12 protein-coding genes are annotated in these 14142 nt (G+C 64.7%); 3 read left to right on the forward strand and 9 right to left on the reverse strand.

Annotated features, from left to right (window positions below):
• Positions 1-28 precede the first annotated feature (28 nt).
• The 4 genes from AC1DMA_RS24510 to guaD all read right to left on the reverse strand — a co-directional run bounded on the left by AC1DMA_RS24510 (position 29) and on the right by guaD (position 4646).
• Positions 29-1492, reverse strand: a complete 1464-nt coding sequence (locus AC1DMA_RS24510) for a DEAD/DEAH box helicase (RefSeq protein WP_478127112.1) — start codon at positions 1490-1492, stop codon at positions 29-31.
• Between the two features lie 169 nt (positions 1493-1661).
• A complete protein-coding gene (gene ypfJ / locus AC1DMA_RS24515; RefSeq protein ID WP_478145768.1) occupies positions 1662-2543 on the reverse strand; it encodes a KPN_02809 family neutral zinc metallopeptidase in 882 nt (293 codons plus the stop codon).
• Between the two features lie 176 nt (positions 2544-2719).
• Positions 2720-3286: a dCTP deaminase gene (dcd, locus tag AC1DMA_RS24520; RefSeq protein ID WP_478127114.1), complete on the reverse strand. Its 567-nt coding sequence runs from the start codon at positions 3284-3286 to the stop codon at positions 2720-2722.
• Between the two features lie 70 nt (positions 3287-3356).
• Positions 3357-4646, reverse strand: coding sequence for a guanine deaminase (gene guaD, locus AC1DMA_RS24525; protein ID WP_478145881.1), 1290 nt, complete (start codon positions 4644-4646; stop codon positions 3357-3359).
• A gap of 190 nt (positions 4647-4836) precedes the next feature.
• On the opposite strand from guaD, the gene AC1DMA_RS24530 reads away from it, so the two are divergent.
• Both AC1DMA_RS24530 and AC1DMA_RS24535 read left to right on the forward strand, forming a co-directional pair.
• A complete protein-coding gene (locus AC1DMA_RS24530; protein WP_478145769.1) occupies positions 4837-6006 on the forward strand; it encodes a glycosyltransferase family 4 protein in 1170 nt (389 codons plus the stop codon).
• Positions 6003-6665: an acyltransferase gene (locus AC1DMA_RS24535; protein WP_478145770.1), complete on the forward strand. Its 663-nt coding sequence runs from the start codon at positions 6003-6005 to the stop codon at positions 6663-6665. Before AC1DMA_RS24530 ends, AC1DMA_RS24535 begins: the two co-directional genes overlap by 4 nt.
• A 25-nt stretch (positions 6666-6690) precedes the next feature.
• On the opposite strand, the gene AC1DMA_RS24540 is transcribed toward AC1DMA_RS24535, so the two are convergent.
• Positions 6691-7800 (reverse strand): BMP family ABC transporter substrate-binding protein, encoded by a 1110-nt coding sequence (locus AC1DMA_RS24540; protein WP_478145771.1) that lies wholly within the window; start codon positions 7798-7800, stop codon positions 6691-6693.
• A gap of 188 nt (positions 7801-7988) precedes the next feature.
• Between AC1DMA_RS24540 and AC1DMA_RS24545 the strand changes: the two genes are divergently transcribed.
• Positions 7989-10187, forward strand: a complete 2199-nt coding sequence (locus AC1DMA_RS24545; RefSeq protein WP_478145772.1) for a phosphocholine-specific phospholipase C — start codon at positions 7989-7991, stop codon at positions 10185-10187.
• 62 nt (positions 10188-10249) lie between these two features.
• Here AC1DMA_RS24545 and AC1DMA_RS24550 read toward each other — a convergent pair whose 3' ends face one another.
• The 4 genes from AC1DMA_RS24550 to AC1DMA_RS24565 all read right to left on the reverse strand — a co-directional run bounded on the left by AC1DMA_RS24550 (position 10250) and on the right by AC1DMA_RS24565 (position 14110).
• Positions 10250-10666, reverse strand: coding sequence for a hypothetical protein (locus AC1DMA_RS24550; RefSeq protein WP_478145773.1), 417 nt, complete (start codon positions 10664-10666; stop codon positions 10250-10252).
• Positions 10667-10784: 118 nt separating this feature from the next.
• The gene (locus AC1DMA_RS24555; RefSeq protein ID WP_478127120.1) at positions 10785-11852 is read right to left on the reverse strand and encodes an adenosine deaminase; all 1068 of its coding nucleotides are present in this window, start codon (positions 11850-11852) and stop codon (positions 10785-10787) included.
• A complete protein-coding gene (locus AC1DMA_RS24560) occupies positions 11852-12853 on the reverse strand; it encodes an aromatic ring-hydroxylating dioxygenase subunit alpha (RefSeq protein WP_478145774.1) in 1002 nt (333 codons plus the stop codon). Before AC1DMA_RS24560 ends, AC1DMA_RS24555 begins: the two co-directional genes overlap by 1 nt.
• An 81-nt stretch (positions 12854-12934) precedes the next feature.
• Positions 12935-14110 carry a BMP family ABC transporter substrate-binding protein gene (locus AC1DMA_RS24565; protein WP_478145775.1) on the reverse strand — a complete coding sequence of 392 codons (1176 nt, stop codon included), beginning with the start codon at positions 14108-14110 and terminating at the stop codon, positions 12935-12937.
• Positions 14111-14142 lie beyond the last annotated feature (32 nt).

Consider the following 14142-nt stretch of genomic DNA (forward strand, 5'->3'; position numbering starts at 1 on the left):
AGTAGTGCGGGCAACCTGGGGGCGAGCCCTATTCCGCCGACTTGAAGAGGGCGGGCACCTTGCGCTTGCTCTTGATGTTGCTGGAGAGCCCTCGGGCAGGCGCAGCTTTGGCCGCGGCTTCCCATGCGGGGGCGGCTTCGCGCTCGGCGGGCGCCTCATAGGGCTGCTCGAAGAACGGGTCTCGGGGGGCCGCGGGTGCACGGTGGGGGCGACCGCCTCGAGCCGAACGGGCATCGCCACGGTCGCGGGGGCGGTCCAGCGTGTCAAGCACGTCGCGTGCATCGCCCGCTTCGCCCTCTTCGCGCCAATGGCGGCGGCCATCGTTGATGCGGCCGCGCGGACGGTCTTCCTCGAACTCGATCGGCTCGAGCTCGATCTTCTTCTTGATCAATTTCTCGATGTCGGCGACGAGTCGAACGTCGTTGCCGCCGCTGGCGAAGCTCACCGCCAGGCCTGAGGCTCCGGCGCGACCCGTGCGTCCGATGCGGTGCACATAATCTTCGGCGTTGAACGGAATGTCGAAATTGAACACCGCCGGCACGTCCTTGATGTCGAGTCCGCGCGCAGCGACGTCGGTCGCAACCAGCAGGTCGACCTCGCCGGCCTTGAATGCAGCAAGCGCCTTGAGTCGCTCGTCCTGACTCTTGTCGCCGTGCAGCGCGGTGGTCTTGAGCCCCTCGCGCTCGAGCGAACGCGCGAGCCGCGCGCAGCCCAGCTTGCTGTTGACGAAGACGAAGGCCTGCGTGATGCCGCGCTGGCGCACGATCTGCTTCAGCGCGCGGCGCTTGTCGTCGTCACCCACGCTGTAAAAGCGCTGCTCGACCGTGGAGGCCGTTTCGTTCGGCCGCGCGACCTCGATCGTGACCGGGTTCTGCAGGTAGCTGCCAGCCAACCGCTTGATTTCAGGGGAAAAGGTTGCCGAGAACAGCAGCGTGATGCGCTGCTTGGGCAGATAGGACAGGATGCGCTGCAGGTCGGGCAGGAAACCGATATCGAGCATGCGGTCGGCCTCGTCGAGCACCACGTACTCCACCTGGTTGAGGACCGCGTTCTTGGCCTCGATGTGGTCGAGCAGGCGGCCGGGCGTTGCTACCAGCACTTCGACGCCTTTTTTGAGTTCGAGCGTCTGCGGCTTCATGTCGATGCCGCCGAACACCACTGCACTGCGGAGGTTCGTGTACTTGGCGTACAGCTTGACCTGCTGCGCGACTTGGTCGGCGAGCTCGCGCGTCGGCAGCAGCACCAGGGCGCGCACCGGATGGCGCGCGGGCGAGGTGGAGCTGTTCTCGTGCTTGAGCATCCGCTGCAGCAACGGCAGCGAGAACGCCGCCGTCTTGCCGGTGCCGGTCTGGGCGGCACCCATCACGTCCTGGCCCGACAGGACCACGGGAATGGCCTGCTCCTGGATCGGCGTCATGGTTTCGTAGCCCATTTCGGCTACGGCGCGCGCCAGCGGTTCGGCCAGGGAAAGATTGGAGAAGGAGCTTGTCATGAAGCCGAGCATTCTCTCACCCCCAGGCTCCGCGCACTTTGTGTCGCTTCGCCTACCCCCTGACCGGGGGCAACACCGGCGGCCTGTCGAAGCCAGTTCCGCAGTGTTTCTAGGATTTCGCCGTCCCGCTGCGGGGGGGGCGAATGAAGGCACACTGGCTGTCGGGTTTTTAGAGGCTTTTTGAGGCGAAGGTGTCGCAGTCTTCCATGTTGCCGCTCTTGAAGCCGGTCATGAACCAGCGTTGGCGCTGGGCGCTGCTGCCGTGGGTGAAGCTGTCGGGGACGACGGCGCGGCCGGCTGAGCGTTGGAGGGCGTCGTCGCCGATTTTCTGGGCGGCGTTCATGGCGGATTCGATGTCGCCCGGATCCAGCCACTGCTTGGACTCCTGGGAATGATGAGCCCAGACGCCGGCGAAACAATCGGCCTGCAGTTCCACACGGACGCTCAGCGCGTTGTTCTGGCCCTGGCTCAAACGGCCGCGCATCTGGTCGACCTTGCCGGTGACGCCGAGTTCGTCCTGCACGTGATGGCCGACTTCGTGCGCAATGACGTAGGCCTGCGCGAAGACGCCGGGCGCGCCGAGTTGGTTTCTCAGCGTGTCGTAGAAGCCGAGGTCGATGTAGACCTTCTGGTCGCCGGGGCAATAAAAAGGACCCATGGCCGACTGGCCGGTGCCGCAGGCGGTCGGCGTGGCGCCGCGGAAGAGCACCAGCTTGGGCGCCGTGTACCTCGCGCCGCGCTGCTGGAAGATGTCACCCCAGACCACTTCGGTGTTTCTGAGCACGGTGGAGACGAAGGCCGCGTCCTTGTCGTTGGCCGGCGGCTTGTGCGCCGGGCCTTGTTGCTGCACCTGGGGCGCCGGCTCGCCGCCGCTCAGGAGCCCGAGCACCGTCAGCGGGTTGATGCCGAAGATCCAGCCGGCGATCAACGCGACCGCCACCGTTCCGATGCCAATCCCGCGCCCGCCGATCGGCAGGCCAAAGCCCCCGCCGCCGCCGTCATCGCGGCGGTCTTCGACGTTGTCGGATTGTTCGTTGCCTTCCCATCTCATGACGCACTCCTTGCCGCTGCCGCAGCGGTCGCAAGATGGTACGCGTTCACCGCGGCACCACGTCTCCGACATTCATGGCGAGATGCTGCCGGTCGCGGGCAGCCGGCCAAGGCCGCTCCGGCCCCGAGATGCTGTAGGACCGGGCCCGAGGTGGCCCACAGGTTTCGGGAAGCCACTCAGGCCTTGGGCAAGGTCACGCCGCGCTGGCCCTGGTACTTGCCGCCCCGGTCCTTGTAGCTCGTCTCGCAGACTTCGTCGCTTTCGAAGAACAGGACCTGCGCGCACCCTTCGCCAGCGTAGATCTTGGCCGGCAGCGGCGTGGTGTTGCTGAATTCGAGGGTGACGTAGCCTTCCCATTCGGGCTCGAAGGGCGTCACGTTGACGATGATGCCGCAGCGGGCGTAGGTGCTCTTGCCCAGGCAGATGGTCAGCACGTTGCGCGGGATGCGGAAATACTCGACCGTGCGCGCGAGTGCGAAGCTGTTGGGCGGAATGATGCAGCTGTCGCCGTGAAAGTCGACGAAGCTCTTCTCGTCGAAGTTCTTCGGGTCGACGACCGTGCTGTGGATGTTGGTGAAGACCTTGAACTCGGGGGCGCAGCGGATGTCGTAGCCGTAGCTCGAGGTGCCGTAGCTGATGATCTTGTGACCATCGCGCTCGCGGATCTGGCCGGGCTCGAAGGGCTCGATCATCCCGTTCTTCTCGGCCATGCGCCGGATCCACTTGTCGCTCTTGATGCTCATGTCGGGGGTCCTTCCTAGGGGCCGCTATTCTAGGCAGCGGCGGCCCTCCGTCCCCCTGCCCTCCGCTGCCTCAGTCGGCGAGAGCTTGCGAGACCACGGTCCGCTCGATCAGCCGGTCGTCGCCCAGCACGATGAGGGCAAACAGCATCTCTTCTAGCGTGTTCGCCAGTGCCGTCTTGCGCGCCAGCAGCGGCGTCGCCGTCGGGTTGATCACCACGAAGTCGGCCTCGCAGCCAGGCTGCAGATTGCCCACCACGCCTTCCAGCCCGAGCGCTCGCGCTGCCCCTGCCGTGTGTCGCCACCAGAGCTGCGAGGGCGGAATGCTGACGCCGGGCTTGGTCTGGCCCTCGCGGCCCGCGTAGTAGGCAGCCAACATGGTGGCGAAAGGGCTGAAGCTGGTGCCGCCGCCGACATCGCTGGCCAGGCCATACGGATAGCCAATGCGATCTGCGCCTTCGAAGTCGAAAAAACCGCTGCCCAGGAAGAGATTGCTCGTCGGGCTGACGGCAGTCGCGGTGCCGGTTTCACGCATCAGCCGGCGATCGTCGTCGTCGAAGTGGATGCAATGCGCGTACACGGCGCGCTCGCGCATCAGACCGAAGCCGGCATACACATCGAGGTACGAACGGGCATGCGGAAAGAGCTCCCGAGCCCATTTCACCTCGTCCTTGTTTTCCGCGACGTGCGAGTGAATCCAGGTGTCGGGGTATTTGGCCGCCAACTCGCCGGCGCCGCGCAACTGGGCGTCGGTGCTGGTGGGCGCAAAGCGCGGCGTGATGGCATAGCCGAGCCGGTCGACGTTGTGCCACCGGCGAATGAGCGCCTCGGAATCGATCAGGCTCTGCTCGGTCTGGTCACGTACACCGTCAGGCGAATGGCGGTCCTGCAGCACCTTCCCCGTGATCATGCGGAGTTTGCGTCGCCGGGAGGCCTCGAAGAAGGCGTCCACGGATGCGGGGTGGGAGGTGGCGAAGGTCAGCGAGGTCGTCACCCCATTGCGCATCAGTTCGTCCAGGAATACCTCGGCGACTTCGCCGGCATGAACCGGGTCGGAAAAGCGGCCTTCGGCCGGAAAGGTGTAGTTCTCGAGCCAGGGCAGCAGCCCGTCGGCAGGCGCGCCGATGATGTCGGTCTGCGGAAAATGGACATGCATATCGATAAACCCCGGCGCAAGGATGCGCCCGGGCCAATGCGTGACAGGCACTTGCGGATACCGCTGCGCGAGTGCGGCGTAGGCACCGGCGTCCTGCACGCGCTGCCGTCCATTGGCATCGGGGCCGACGACCAGGAGGCCGTCTTCGTCGAAGACCGGCTGGCCGGCGGGATCGAATCGCAAAAGGGAGGCACGGTACGCTTGCATGGGCACGGAGGGTAAGTCAGCAATGCGGGTACGCGATGTGCATGCGCGTATGGGCGCTATACGGCGGCAATACTGCAGCTTTCCGGCCGATGGTAAGCGCGGCACCGGCGCGAGGCTCGACCATAATTCCGGCAACTCTTTCCAGGAAGATCATGAAATCACGTGACGCCGCCAAGAGCGCCCGCAGCCGATGAAGGTGCTGCTGATCGCAAACTACGAGCCGGACGGACAGGCCAGCATGCTGGCTTTCAAGCGCGTCCTCGAACGTGAACTGCCCCGGCTCGGGTGCGAAGTCCGCGTGATCGCGCCCACCATGCGACTGCTGCGCTACTTCAAGACGTCGCGCTGGTGGAAGTGGCCCGCCTACGTGGACAAGTTCATCCTGTTCATACCGTCGATTGCGCGCCCGGTGCGCTGGGCCGACGTGGTTCATGTGGTCGATCATTCCAACAGCATCTACGTTCCCTGGGTGGACAGCAAGCCCAACGTCGTCACGTGCCACGACGTGATCGCGGTGCAAGCGGCCAAAGGCATGATCGAGGGCTGGCAGGTCGGCCGGTTCGGGCGGCTGCTGCAGCGGCTCATCGCACGGGGGCTGGCAAAGGCCGACCTCATCACCTGCGTGTCGGATCTGACCCGCCGTGACCTGCTCGCGCTGGGCTTCGCGGACGAACGCAGGGTCACGACCGTGCTCAACGGCCTGAACGACAACTTCGCCCCGGTGCCGACGGACGATGCGAGGCGGCTGATTTCGCGGTTCGGCCTTTCTCCCGAAGACAAATACCTGCTCCACGTCGGCTCGGAACTGGACCGCAAGAACCGGCGCGGAGTGCTCGAAGCCTTCATCGCCCTGCAAGAGCGCGCCCGGGCCGGCGGAACGCCTGCCATCGTCCAGCGCCTGGCGCTGGTCGGGCCCGACCTGAACGACGAATTGATGAACGTGGCACGCCAGCACGGCGTGGCGGATCTGATCCTGACCGTCAGGAACATCTCGCATGAGGAACTGCGGGCGCTCTATTCGAGCGCCGTGGCGCTGCTTTTTCCGTCGTTCCAGGAAGGTTTCGGCTGGCCGGTCATCGAGGCGCAGGCTTGCGGCTGCCCCGTGTTGACGTCCAATCGTGCGCCAATGAACGAAATTGGCGGCCCCGGCGCGGTCTACGTCGATCCGAACGATCCGACAGCCATGGCCGCGGCGATCGAGTCGGCGGCACCGCACCTGGACGAGATGCGCCGCCTCGGCCTCGAGAACGCCGCGAACTACACCGCTGAACGGATGGCATCCAACTACGTCTCCGCTTACCGGCGAGTGATTGCCGAGCGAAGCGCGACGAACCAACCGCACCCGCGAAAGGCCCCATGAGAAAGCTGCTGGCGCTCGGCGTCGTGTTTCTCCCCTGGGCCATCAAGCGCTGGGTCTTGCGCCGCTTCTGGGGCTACCAGATCGCGGACGGGGCGCGCATCGGGCTGTCCTATATCTTTCCGGGCCAGCTGGTGATGGGCGAAGGCGCCTACATCGGGCACCTGAACGTCGCCATTCACCTGGGCCGGATGGAGTGCGGTGCGCACTCGATCATCAATCGCTCCAACTGGATCACCGGCCACCCGCCGGGCGGCGCCCACTTCACGCAACGGACGCAGCGCGATCCGGCGTTTCTGCTCGGCGACCATGCGGCGGTCACCAAGTCGCACATCATCGATTGCACCGACAGGATCGAGATCGGCGCCTTCACGACCGTCGCCGGCTACCAATCGCAGCTCATCACGCATGGGATCAACGTGTTCGAAAGCCGGCAGGACTGCAAGCCGATCCGCATCGGCGCCTACTGCCTGGTGGGCACGCGGGTCACCGTGCTCGGCGGCTCGGCCTTGCCCGACAGGTCAGTGCTGGGCGCCGGATCGGTGCTGAACAAGGTCCACACCGAGGAATACGCCGTCTATGCAGGGCAACCCGCTGCCAAGGTGAAGACCCTCGACCCCGAAGGCGCCTACTTCCATCGCGCAAGCGGCTTCGTTGACTGAATCCAGGGCGGGCTGTGGCGGGAGGTCAGTTGACCTTGCCTTGAACACCTTCGACCAGCCAGTTCATCTTGAGGATCTGCTCATCGGTCAGGCTCTGGCCCTTGGGGATGACGACATGGCCCTGGTTGTCGCGCACGTCGGCAACGGCATGAAAAGGTTGCAGCTTGCCTGAAGCGATGTCCTGCTGGCGCAGCATCACTTCGTCCTGCACGGCCTTGGGCACCTTCGTGCCGAAATCGCCCACGCGGATCATTCCTTCCTTGACGCCACCCCACACGCTGCCGCTCTTCCAGGTGCCGTCGAGCACGGCGCGCGCGCGCTGCGTGTAGTACTCGCCCCACTGGTGGGTCACCGCGATGATCTGCGCATCGGGTGCGACCTTGCGCATGTCGGAGTGATAGGCCACGGCCATCTTGCCGCGCTCCTGCGCCGCGGCCATGACGGCGGTCGATCCGGTGTGAAAGGCGATCACGTCGACGTTCTGGTTGAACAAGGTCATCGCTGCTTCGCGCTCCTTGGGCGGGTCGAACCAGACGTCGAGCCACACCACCTTGACCTGCGCCTTGGGGTTGACCGAGCGCATGCCCAACGTGAAGGCGTTGATGCCCTGGAGCACTTCGGGGATCGGAAAGCCGGCGACGTAGCCGGCGACATTGGTCTTCGTCATGCGGCCGGCCGCGACACCTGCGAGATACCGGCCTTCGTAGTAGCGCGCGTTGGCGATCGCGACGTTGGGTGCGGTCTTGTAGCCGGTGATCGACTCGAACTTCACATCCGGAAAATCGCGCGCCACCTTCAGCGTCGGCTCCATGTAGCCGAAGCTCGACGTGAAGATCAGCTTGTTGCCCTGCTGCGCGAGATCGCGGATGACGCGCTCGGCATCGGCGCCTTCGGGAACGTTTTCGACATAGGTGGTCTTCACCTTGCCTGCGAGGGCGGCCTCGACGGTCTTGCGACCGTTTTCATGCTGGCGCACCCAGCCGGCGTCGGTGACGGGCGCGACATAGACGAATCCGATCTTGAGCGGATCGGGCTTCGGCGTGGTGTTCGCGGGGGTTGCGGTGTTCGCGGGTTGCGAAAAAGCGGGAAGAAAAAAGCAGGCGGCCGCGAACGCGGCAGCGAGGTTTTTGTACATGGTAGTCCTCTACATGGCCCCAAAAAGAAAAATGGCGCTGCGGGGCAGCAGCGCCGGGCGGGCATTTTACGCGCGCTGTGCCTGAATGAGGCGGGCCCGTGTCACACACTCTTCACGGCGATGTCACGGCTTCTCCCTAGTCTCGTGTGCGTTCACAGCCCACGAACCAACTCCCGGAGGAGAACCCCATGAACTCGCGCCGCAAATTCATCCAAGGCACCGCCACGACCGGCATTGCCGCCGCCACGCTCGCCGCATTTCCACCCAGCATTCGACGCGCTCTTGCGATTCCGGCGCACAACAAGACCGGCAGCATCAAGGATGTCGAACACATCGTGATCCTGATGCAGGAGAACCGCTCCTTCGACCATTACTTCGGCACGCTGCGCGGCGTGCGCGGCTTCGGCGACCGGTTCACGATCCCACTGCCGCAGGGCCTGAACGTCTGGCAGCAGACCGATGCCAACGGCCGGCAGGTGCTGCCCTTCCATCTCGACGGCAGCACGGGCAATGCCCAGCGCTTCAGCGGCACGCCGCACTCATGGGCGGACGGCCAGAACGCGTGGGACGGCGGCCGCATCAATCAATGGCCGCGCTACAAGACGGCCGCGTCGATGGGCTACTTCAAGGAAGCCGAGTTGCCCTATCAGTTTGCGCTGGCCAATGCCTTCACGATCTGCGATGCCTATCACTGCTCCATGCATACGGGCACCAATTCGAACCGCATGTTCCTTTGGACCGGCACCAATGGCCCGACCGGCGCGGGTGTCGCGTCGGTCAACAACGAGTGGGACTCCATCGATGCATCGACCTTCGGATACGAATGGAAGACCTACCCCGAGCGCCTCCAGGCCGCCAAGGTGAGCTGGATGGTCTACCAGAACATGCCGGACAACTTCGGCGACAACCCGCTCGCGGGATTCAAGCAGTACCGCATCGCCAACGAAGTCTCGGGCAAGCCGGTGAGCAACGACGCGCTTTCGCCCGCCTACGATCCTGCGAGCGACGATGCCGGCAACCCGCTCTACAAGGGCATTGCCAACACGATGCCGGGCGATCTCAACGATCCGTCGACCTACTTCGATCGCTTCCGCCAGGACATCAAGTCCGGCAAGTTGCCGCAGGTGTCATGGCTCATTGCCGGGGCGACCTATTCGGAGCACCCGGGCCCGTCCAGCCCGGTTCAGGGCGCCTGGTACATCCAGGAGACGCTCGATGCGCTGACTGCCGTGCCCGAGGTCTGGAGCAAGACCGTGCTGATCGTCGATTTCGACGAGAACGACGGCTACTTCGACCACTGCCCTTCCCCCTCCGCGCCTTCGCTGAATCCGGACGGCACGCCGGCCGGCAAGACGACGCTGCCCGAGCGCGAAGTCGCCTTCGAGCGCTTCACGCACCCCAATCCGCCCGGCACGAAAAGCCAACCGCAGCCCGACGGGCGCGTGTACGGACCCGGCATGCGCGTGCCGATGTATGTGATCTCGCCATGGAGCCGCGGCGGCTGGGTCAATTCGCAGGAGTTCGATCACACCTCGGTCGTCCGCTTCATCGAAAAGCGCTTCGGCGTCAAGGAGCCGAACATCAGCCGGTTCCGCCGCGCGGTGTGTGGCGACCTGACGAGCGCCTTCAATTTCGAGAATCCCAATGACGAAGTGCTGCCCACGCTAGCAGGCCGCAAGTCGCGCGCGCAGGCGGACGCGCTGCGCGCCGAACAGGAAAAGCTCACGCCTATCACGCCGCCCGCCAACCCGCTGCTGCCGCAGCAGGCCACCGGAACGCGGCCGTCGCGCGCGCTGCCCTATGAACTGCACGTGAGCGCGCGCGCTGATGCACTGCATGGGCGCGTCCGGCTCGTGTTCGCCAATACTGGCGAGGCAGGGGCCGTGTTCCACGTCTACGACAAGCTCAATCTCGATCGCCTTCCGAGGCGCTACATGGTCGAACAAGGCGAGCGCCTGGAAGACGACTGGAGCGCCATGACCAGCAACGCCGGTCTCTACGATCTCTGGGTGCTCGGGCCCAACGGCTTCCATCGGCACTTTAAGGGGGACCTGAATCGCCTGCGCGCCCGCGGTGCACCCGAGCCGGAGTTGCGCGTCGGATACGAGAAGCGCCGCGGCGACCTCTACGTGAAACTGCGCAACGACGGCGACCGGCCGTGCCAGTTCACCGTCAAGGCCAAGGCTTACCGCAATGACGCGCGGCAGGTTCGCGTCAAGGGCGGTGAAGACACCGAGTTGCACTGGGACCTGGACGACAGCGGCTGCTGGTATGACTTCGCCGTGACCTGTGATTCGGACCCGGCCTATTACCGCCGGTTTGCCGGTCGCGTAGAGACCGGGAAGCATTCCGTGAGTGATCCGGCCTTCGGCAAGCCGGATCTTTGAACCAGCAAGCAAAAAGGGGCGCTGCCCAGGCCGCGCCCCTTTTTCTTTCAATGGAATCTTTTCTACTTGGAAGCGGTCGCCGGGTTCTGCATCGTTGAAATGACTCGGCTGTTGACGCGCGAGCCGCCTACGACGTTCTGATCCGGCGCCGAAGCGGCGGCGATCGCCTGCGCGTTGATGACAGCCGGGTCGACCATCGGCGTGAAGGGCTCGGCGCCGCGCGAACCGCGCGTCACGTTCTGGTCCGGTGCATGCGCCGTTGCGATCGCTTGCTGCGCCACCTTTTCAGGGTCGGCCATCGGCGTGAAGGCTTCGGCACCGCGCGAGCCGCGCGTCACGTTCTGGTTGGGCGCATGGGCTGCGGCGATGGCCTCGGCCTGGACATCGGCACGGCTGCGGCCTTGAACGGTCTGAGCCTGGACGCTGGCAACGGCGCACGCCGCGAGCAGTGCGCCCCAAGTGATCTGCGAGAGTTTCATGTCGAATCCTTTGGATGAGGGATAAGGGAAAACCCTTTGGACGTTAACCCTCGTCCGTGGCGAAACGATGACGAAACCCAAACCCACGTCCCCGACGTGACGAACTCAAACACGCCGCTCAGGCGAAGCCGTCGAACACAGCGTTGAGCCGGTCGACATAGGCACGCTTGGCCGCCGCCTCGACAAAGCTCCCTTCGAAACTGTTGGCGGCCAGTTGCCAAGCATGCTGCGCAGTGAGGCCGGTGGCGGCAAAGGTCTCGATGAAGTTCTGGTTCATGTAGCCGCCGAAATAAGCCGGGTCGTCCGAGTTCACCGTCGCCACCAGACCGCCATCGAGCAACTCCCGTAGGTTGTGCTGGCCGAGATCGGGAAAAACGCAGAGCTTGAGATTCGACAGCGGACACACGGTCAGCGGGATGCGGTCGTGTGCGAGCCGCTTCATGAGCGCTGCGTCCTTGGTGCTTTGTACGCCATGGTCGACGCGCTCGACCTTGAGCACGTCGAGCGCGCTCCAGATATAGGCTGGTGGTCCCTCTTCGCCCGCGTGCGCGACGAGATGAAAACCCAGCTCACGGCAACGAGCGAACACCCGCGCGAACTTCTCGGGCGGATGGCCGAGTTCGCTCGAATCGAGGCCGACGCCGATGAAGCGATCGCGGAACGGCAGCGCCTGCTCGAGCGTCGCGAAAGCGTCTTCCTCGCTCAGGTGCCGCAGAAAGCACAGGATCAGTTCGGCATCGACTCCGAGCTTGGCCTTGGCCTCGACGCAGGCGCGGTGCAGCCCGTCAATCACCGTCTGCATCGACACGCCGCGCTCGGTGTGGGTCTGCGGGTCGAAGAACATCTCGGTGCGGATGACGTTGTCCGCAGCGGCGCGCTCCAGATAGGCCCAGGCCATGTCGTAGAAGTCCTGCTCCTTGAGCAGCACGCTGGCGCCCGCGTAGTAGATGTCCAGAAAGCTCTGCAGGTTCGTGAATGCGTAGGCGCGGCGCAGGTCTTCCACGCTCGCATACGGAATGGCGACGCCGTTGCGCTTCGCCAGCGCAAAGATGAGTTCGGGCTCCAGCGAGCCCTCGATGTGTATGTGCAGTTCGGCCTTGGGCATGGCGGCGAGCAGCGCGGGCAGGCGGTCGGCAGGCACGTCGCGGACTGCGTGCCGGGTGGGCCGGAACTTGGAGATATTCATCAGCAGACTCCGAAGGTAATGCCGCGCGTCTTGAGATGGCGGCGGTAAATGGACGAGGCCTTGTCGGCCACGGTGTGAAGCTCGGCCCGGAGATCGAGCGGCAGGCGCTTGGGGCTTTGCGACTCGAGCACCGGCTTGTCCTGCAGGAAGATGGTGTCCTGGAACGCGCGCAATGAAGCCTCGTCGCGCTCGAAGTCGGCCGTCGCAAAGCGGAACCAGACACGGCAACGCTCGGCGTCGATCGGGCAGATGTACATCGCGATCGATTCGCGGTAGTCGCCGATGCCGACGCTCACCGCGTCGGGCACCTTGGTGAGCACCGCCGCATACGGCGCAGTGACCTCGTAGGTGTATTCGACCTGCGCGGGCGCGGTCGAATTGACGGTCGACTGCGGCTGCCATGCCTTGCACCCGGTGGCAAGAAGGCCGTTGGGCGTGGCTTCGACGCGGTAGTCGTCGATCGCCGCCATGTCGCGCGCACCCAGCCAGCCTTCATGCACGAAGCCGAAATGCGCCATGTCGAGAAAGTTCTCGATCAAGCGGGGAGCGCTGGTTTCGACGTCGTAGGGTCCGCAGTCGATCTTGCGAAGGCTCGCATCGGCTTCTGCGGCGAACGTGGGCAGCAATTCATCGCCGCTCCCTTCCGGCGCCGCAAGTTGAACCCAGATCAGCCCATTCGCCTCATGCGCTGCGTGCGGTGTAACGCGGTGTGTCGCCGGAGGGACGAACGCGGGCAGAGCGGGCACTTGCGTGCAATGGCCTCCCGCCTCGAAGCGCCAGCCGTGATAGGGGCATTCAAGGTGCGCAGTGCCCTCGCAGTCGACCACGCGCCCCAGCGAAAGCTGAGCGCCTCGGTGCGGGCAGCGGTCGGGCCAGGCGTGCACGGCAGCCTTGTCGTCGCGCCACAGAACGATGTTTTCGCACAGCAGCCGAACCGCGACGGGCGCGTTCGCCACGTCATCGACAAGCGCCACGGGATGCCAGAGTTGTCTTTCAATCATTGCCGGATCTGAAATGAGAAAGCTGAAATGAAAAAGGGTTGCCCAAGGACAACCCTTTGCGCCGGAGAACCGGGTCGCCGATTACTTCTTGTCGCCGCCCGGAACCTTGCCTTCCACGCCCTTGACGTAGAAGTTGATGCCCGTGAGGAACTTGTCGTCGGCCACGGCGCCGTTGGCGACCAGCTCCTTGCCTTCCTGATCCACGATCGGGCCCTTCCAGATCGAGAAGGTGCCGTCCTTCAGGCCCTTCTTGACTTCGTCGACCTTGGCCTTGGCTTCGGCAGGCACGTCCTCGGCGATCGAGACGAGATCGATCGCGCCTTCCTTCACGCCCCACCAGCTCTGGCCGGTCGTCCACTTGCCGTCGAGCACGTCCTGGGTGGCCTTGATGTAATACGGAGACCAGTTGATGACGGCCGAGGCGAGGTGAGCCTTCGGTCCGTAGGCAGTCATGTCCGAATCCCAGCCGAATGCGCGCTTGCCCTTTTCCTGCGCGGTCTTGAGCACGGCGGGCGAGTCGGTGTTCTGGAAGAGCACGTCGGCGCCGCCATTGATCAGCGCGGTGGCGGCTTCGGTTTCCTTCGGCGGGCTGAACCATTCGTTCACCCACACGACCTTGGTCGTGATCTTCGGGTTCACCGATTGCGCGCCCAGCGTGAAGCTGTTGATGTTGCGCAGCACTTCGGGGATCGGCACCGAGCCGACCACGCCCAGCGTGTTGCTCTTGGTCATCGAGCCGGCGACGATGCCGGCCATGTAGGCGCCTTCATAGGTGCGGCTGTCGTAGGTGCGCATGTTCTCGGCCGTCTTGTAGCCGGTGGCGTGCTCGAACTTCACGTCCTTGTTGTCGGCTGCGACCTTGAGCATCGGCTCCATGTAGCCGAAGGTCGTGCCGAAGATCAGCTTGTTGCCCTGGCTCACCATGTCGCGGAACACGCGCTCGGCGTCGGCGCCTTCGGGCACGCTTTCGACGAAGGTGGTCTTGATCTTGTCGCCGAATTCCTTTTCGAGCGCCTTGCGGCCGTTGTCGTGCGCGAAGGACCAACCACCGTCGCCCACCGGGCCGACGTAGGCGAAAGCAATGTTCAGGGGACCGGTCGGAGCCGGTGCCGGCGCAGCGGCAGTGGGTGCCGGCGCCGCGGGTGCTGCTGCCGGTGCGGCGGCTTCTTCCTTCTTGCCGCAGCCGATGAGGGCGGCCGAAGCCACTGCCGTGAGGGCAGCCAGCTTGAGCAGGGAACGCTTGTTCAGATCATTCATTTCTTGAAATCCTCAAAGGACAGGTTGGCAGA

It is taken from the genome of Variovorax sp. 05N34, assembly GCF_056397405.1.

What these genes read in the sequence shown, in the direction of transcription:
- AC1DMA_RS24510 (WP_478127112.1), bottom strand. Translation starts at nt 1,492, where the DNA reads ATGACAAGCTCCTTCTCCAATCTTTCCCTGGCCGAACCGCTGGCGCGC.
- ypfJ (WP_478145768.1), bottom strand. Translation starts at nt 2,543, where the DNA reads ATGAGATGGGAAGGCAACGAACAATCCGACAACGTCGAAGACCGCCGC.
- dcd (WP_478127114.1), bottom strand. Translation starts at nt 3,286, where the DNA reads ATGAGCATCAAGAGCGACAAGTGGATCCGGCGCATGGCCGAGAAGAAC.
- guaD (WP_478145881.1), bottom strand. Translation starts at nt 4,646, where the DNA reads ATGCAAGCGTACCGTGCCTCCCTTTTGCGATTCGATCCCGCCGGCCAG.
- AC1DMA_RS24530 (WP_478145769.1), top strand. Translation starts at nt 4,837, where the DNA reads ATGAAGGTGCTGCTGATCGCAAACTACGAGCCGGACGGACAGGCCAGC.
- AC1DMA_RS24535 (WP_478145770.1), top strand. Translation starts at nt 6,003, where the DNA reads ATGAGAAAGCTGCTGGCGCTCGGCGTCGTGTTTCTCCCCTGGGCCATC.
- AC1DMA_RS24540 (WP_478145771.1), bottom strand. Translation starts at nt 7,800, where the DNA reads ATGTACAAAAACCTCGCTGCCGCGTTCGCGGCCGCCTGCTTTTTTCTT.
- AC1DMA_RS24545 (WP_478145772.1), top strand. Translation starts at nt 7,989, where the DNA reads ATGAACTCGCGCCGCAAATTCATCCAAGGCACCGCCACGACCGGCATT.
- AC1DMA_RS24550 (WP_478145773.1), bottom strand. Translation starts at nt 10,666, where the DNA reads ATGAAACTCTCGCAGATCACTTGGGGCGCACTGCTCGCGGCGTGCGCC.
- AC1DMA_RS24555 (WP_478127120.1), bottom strand. Translation starts at nt 11,852, where the DNA reads ATGAATATCTCCAAGTTCCGGCCCACCCGGCACGCAGTCCGCGACGTG.
- AC1DMA_RS24560 (WP_478145774.1), bottom strand. Translation starts at nt 12,853, where the DNA reads ATGATTGAAAGACAACTCTGGCATCCCGTGGCGCTTGTCGATGACGTG.
- AC1DMA_RS24565 (WP_478145775.1), bottom strand. Translation starts at nt 14,110, where the DNA reads ATGAATGATCTGAACAAGCGTTCCCTGCTCAAGCTGGCTGCCCTCACG.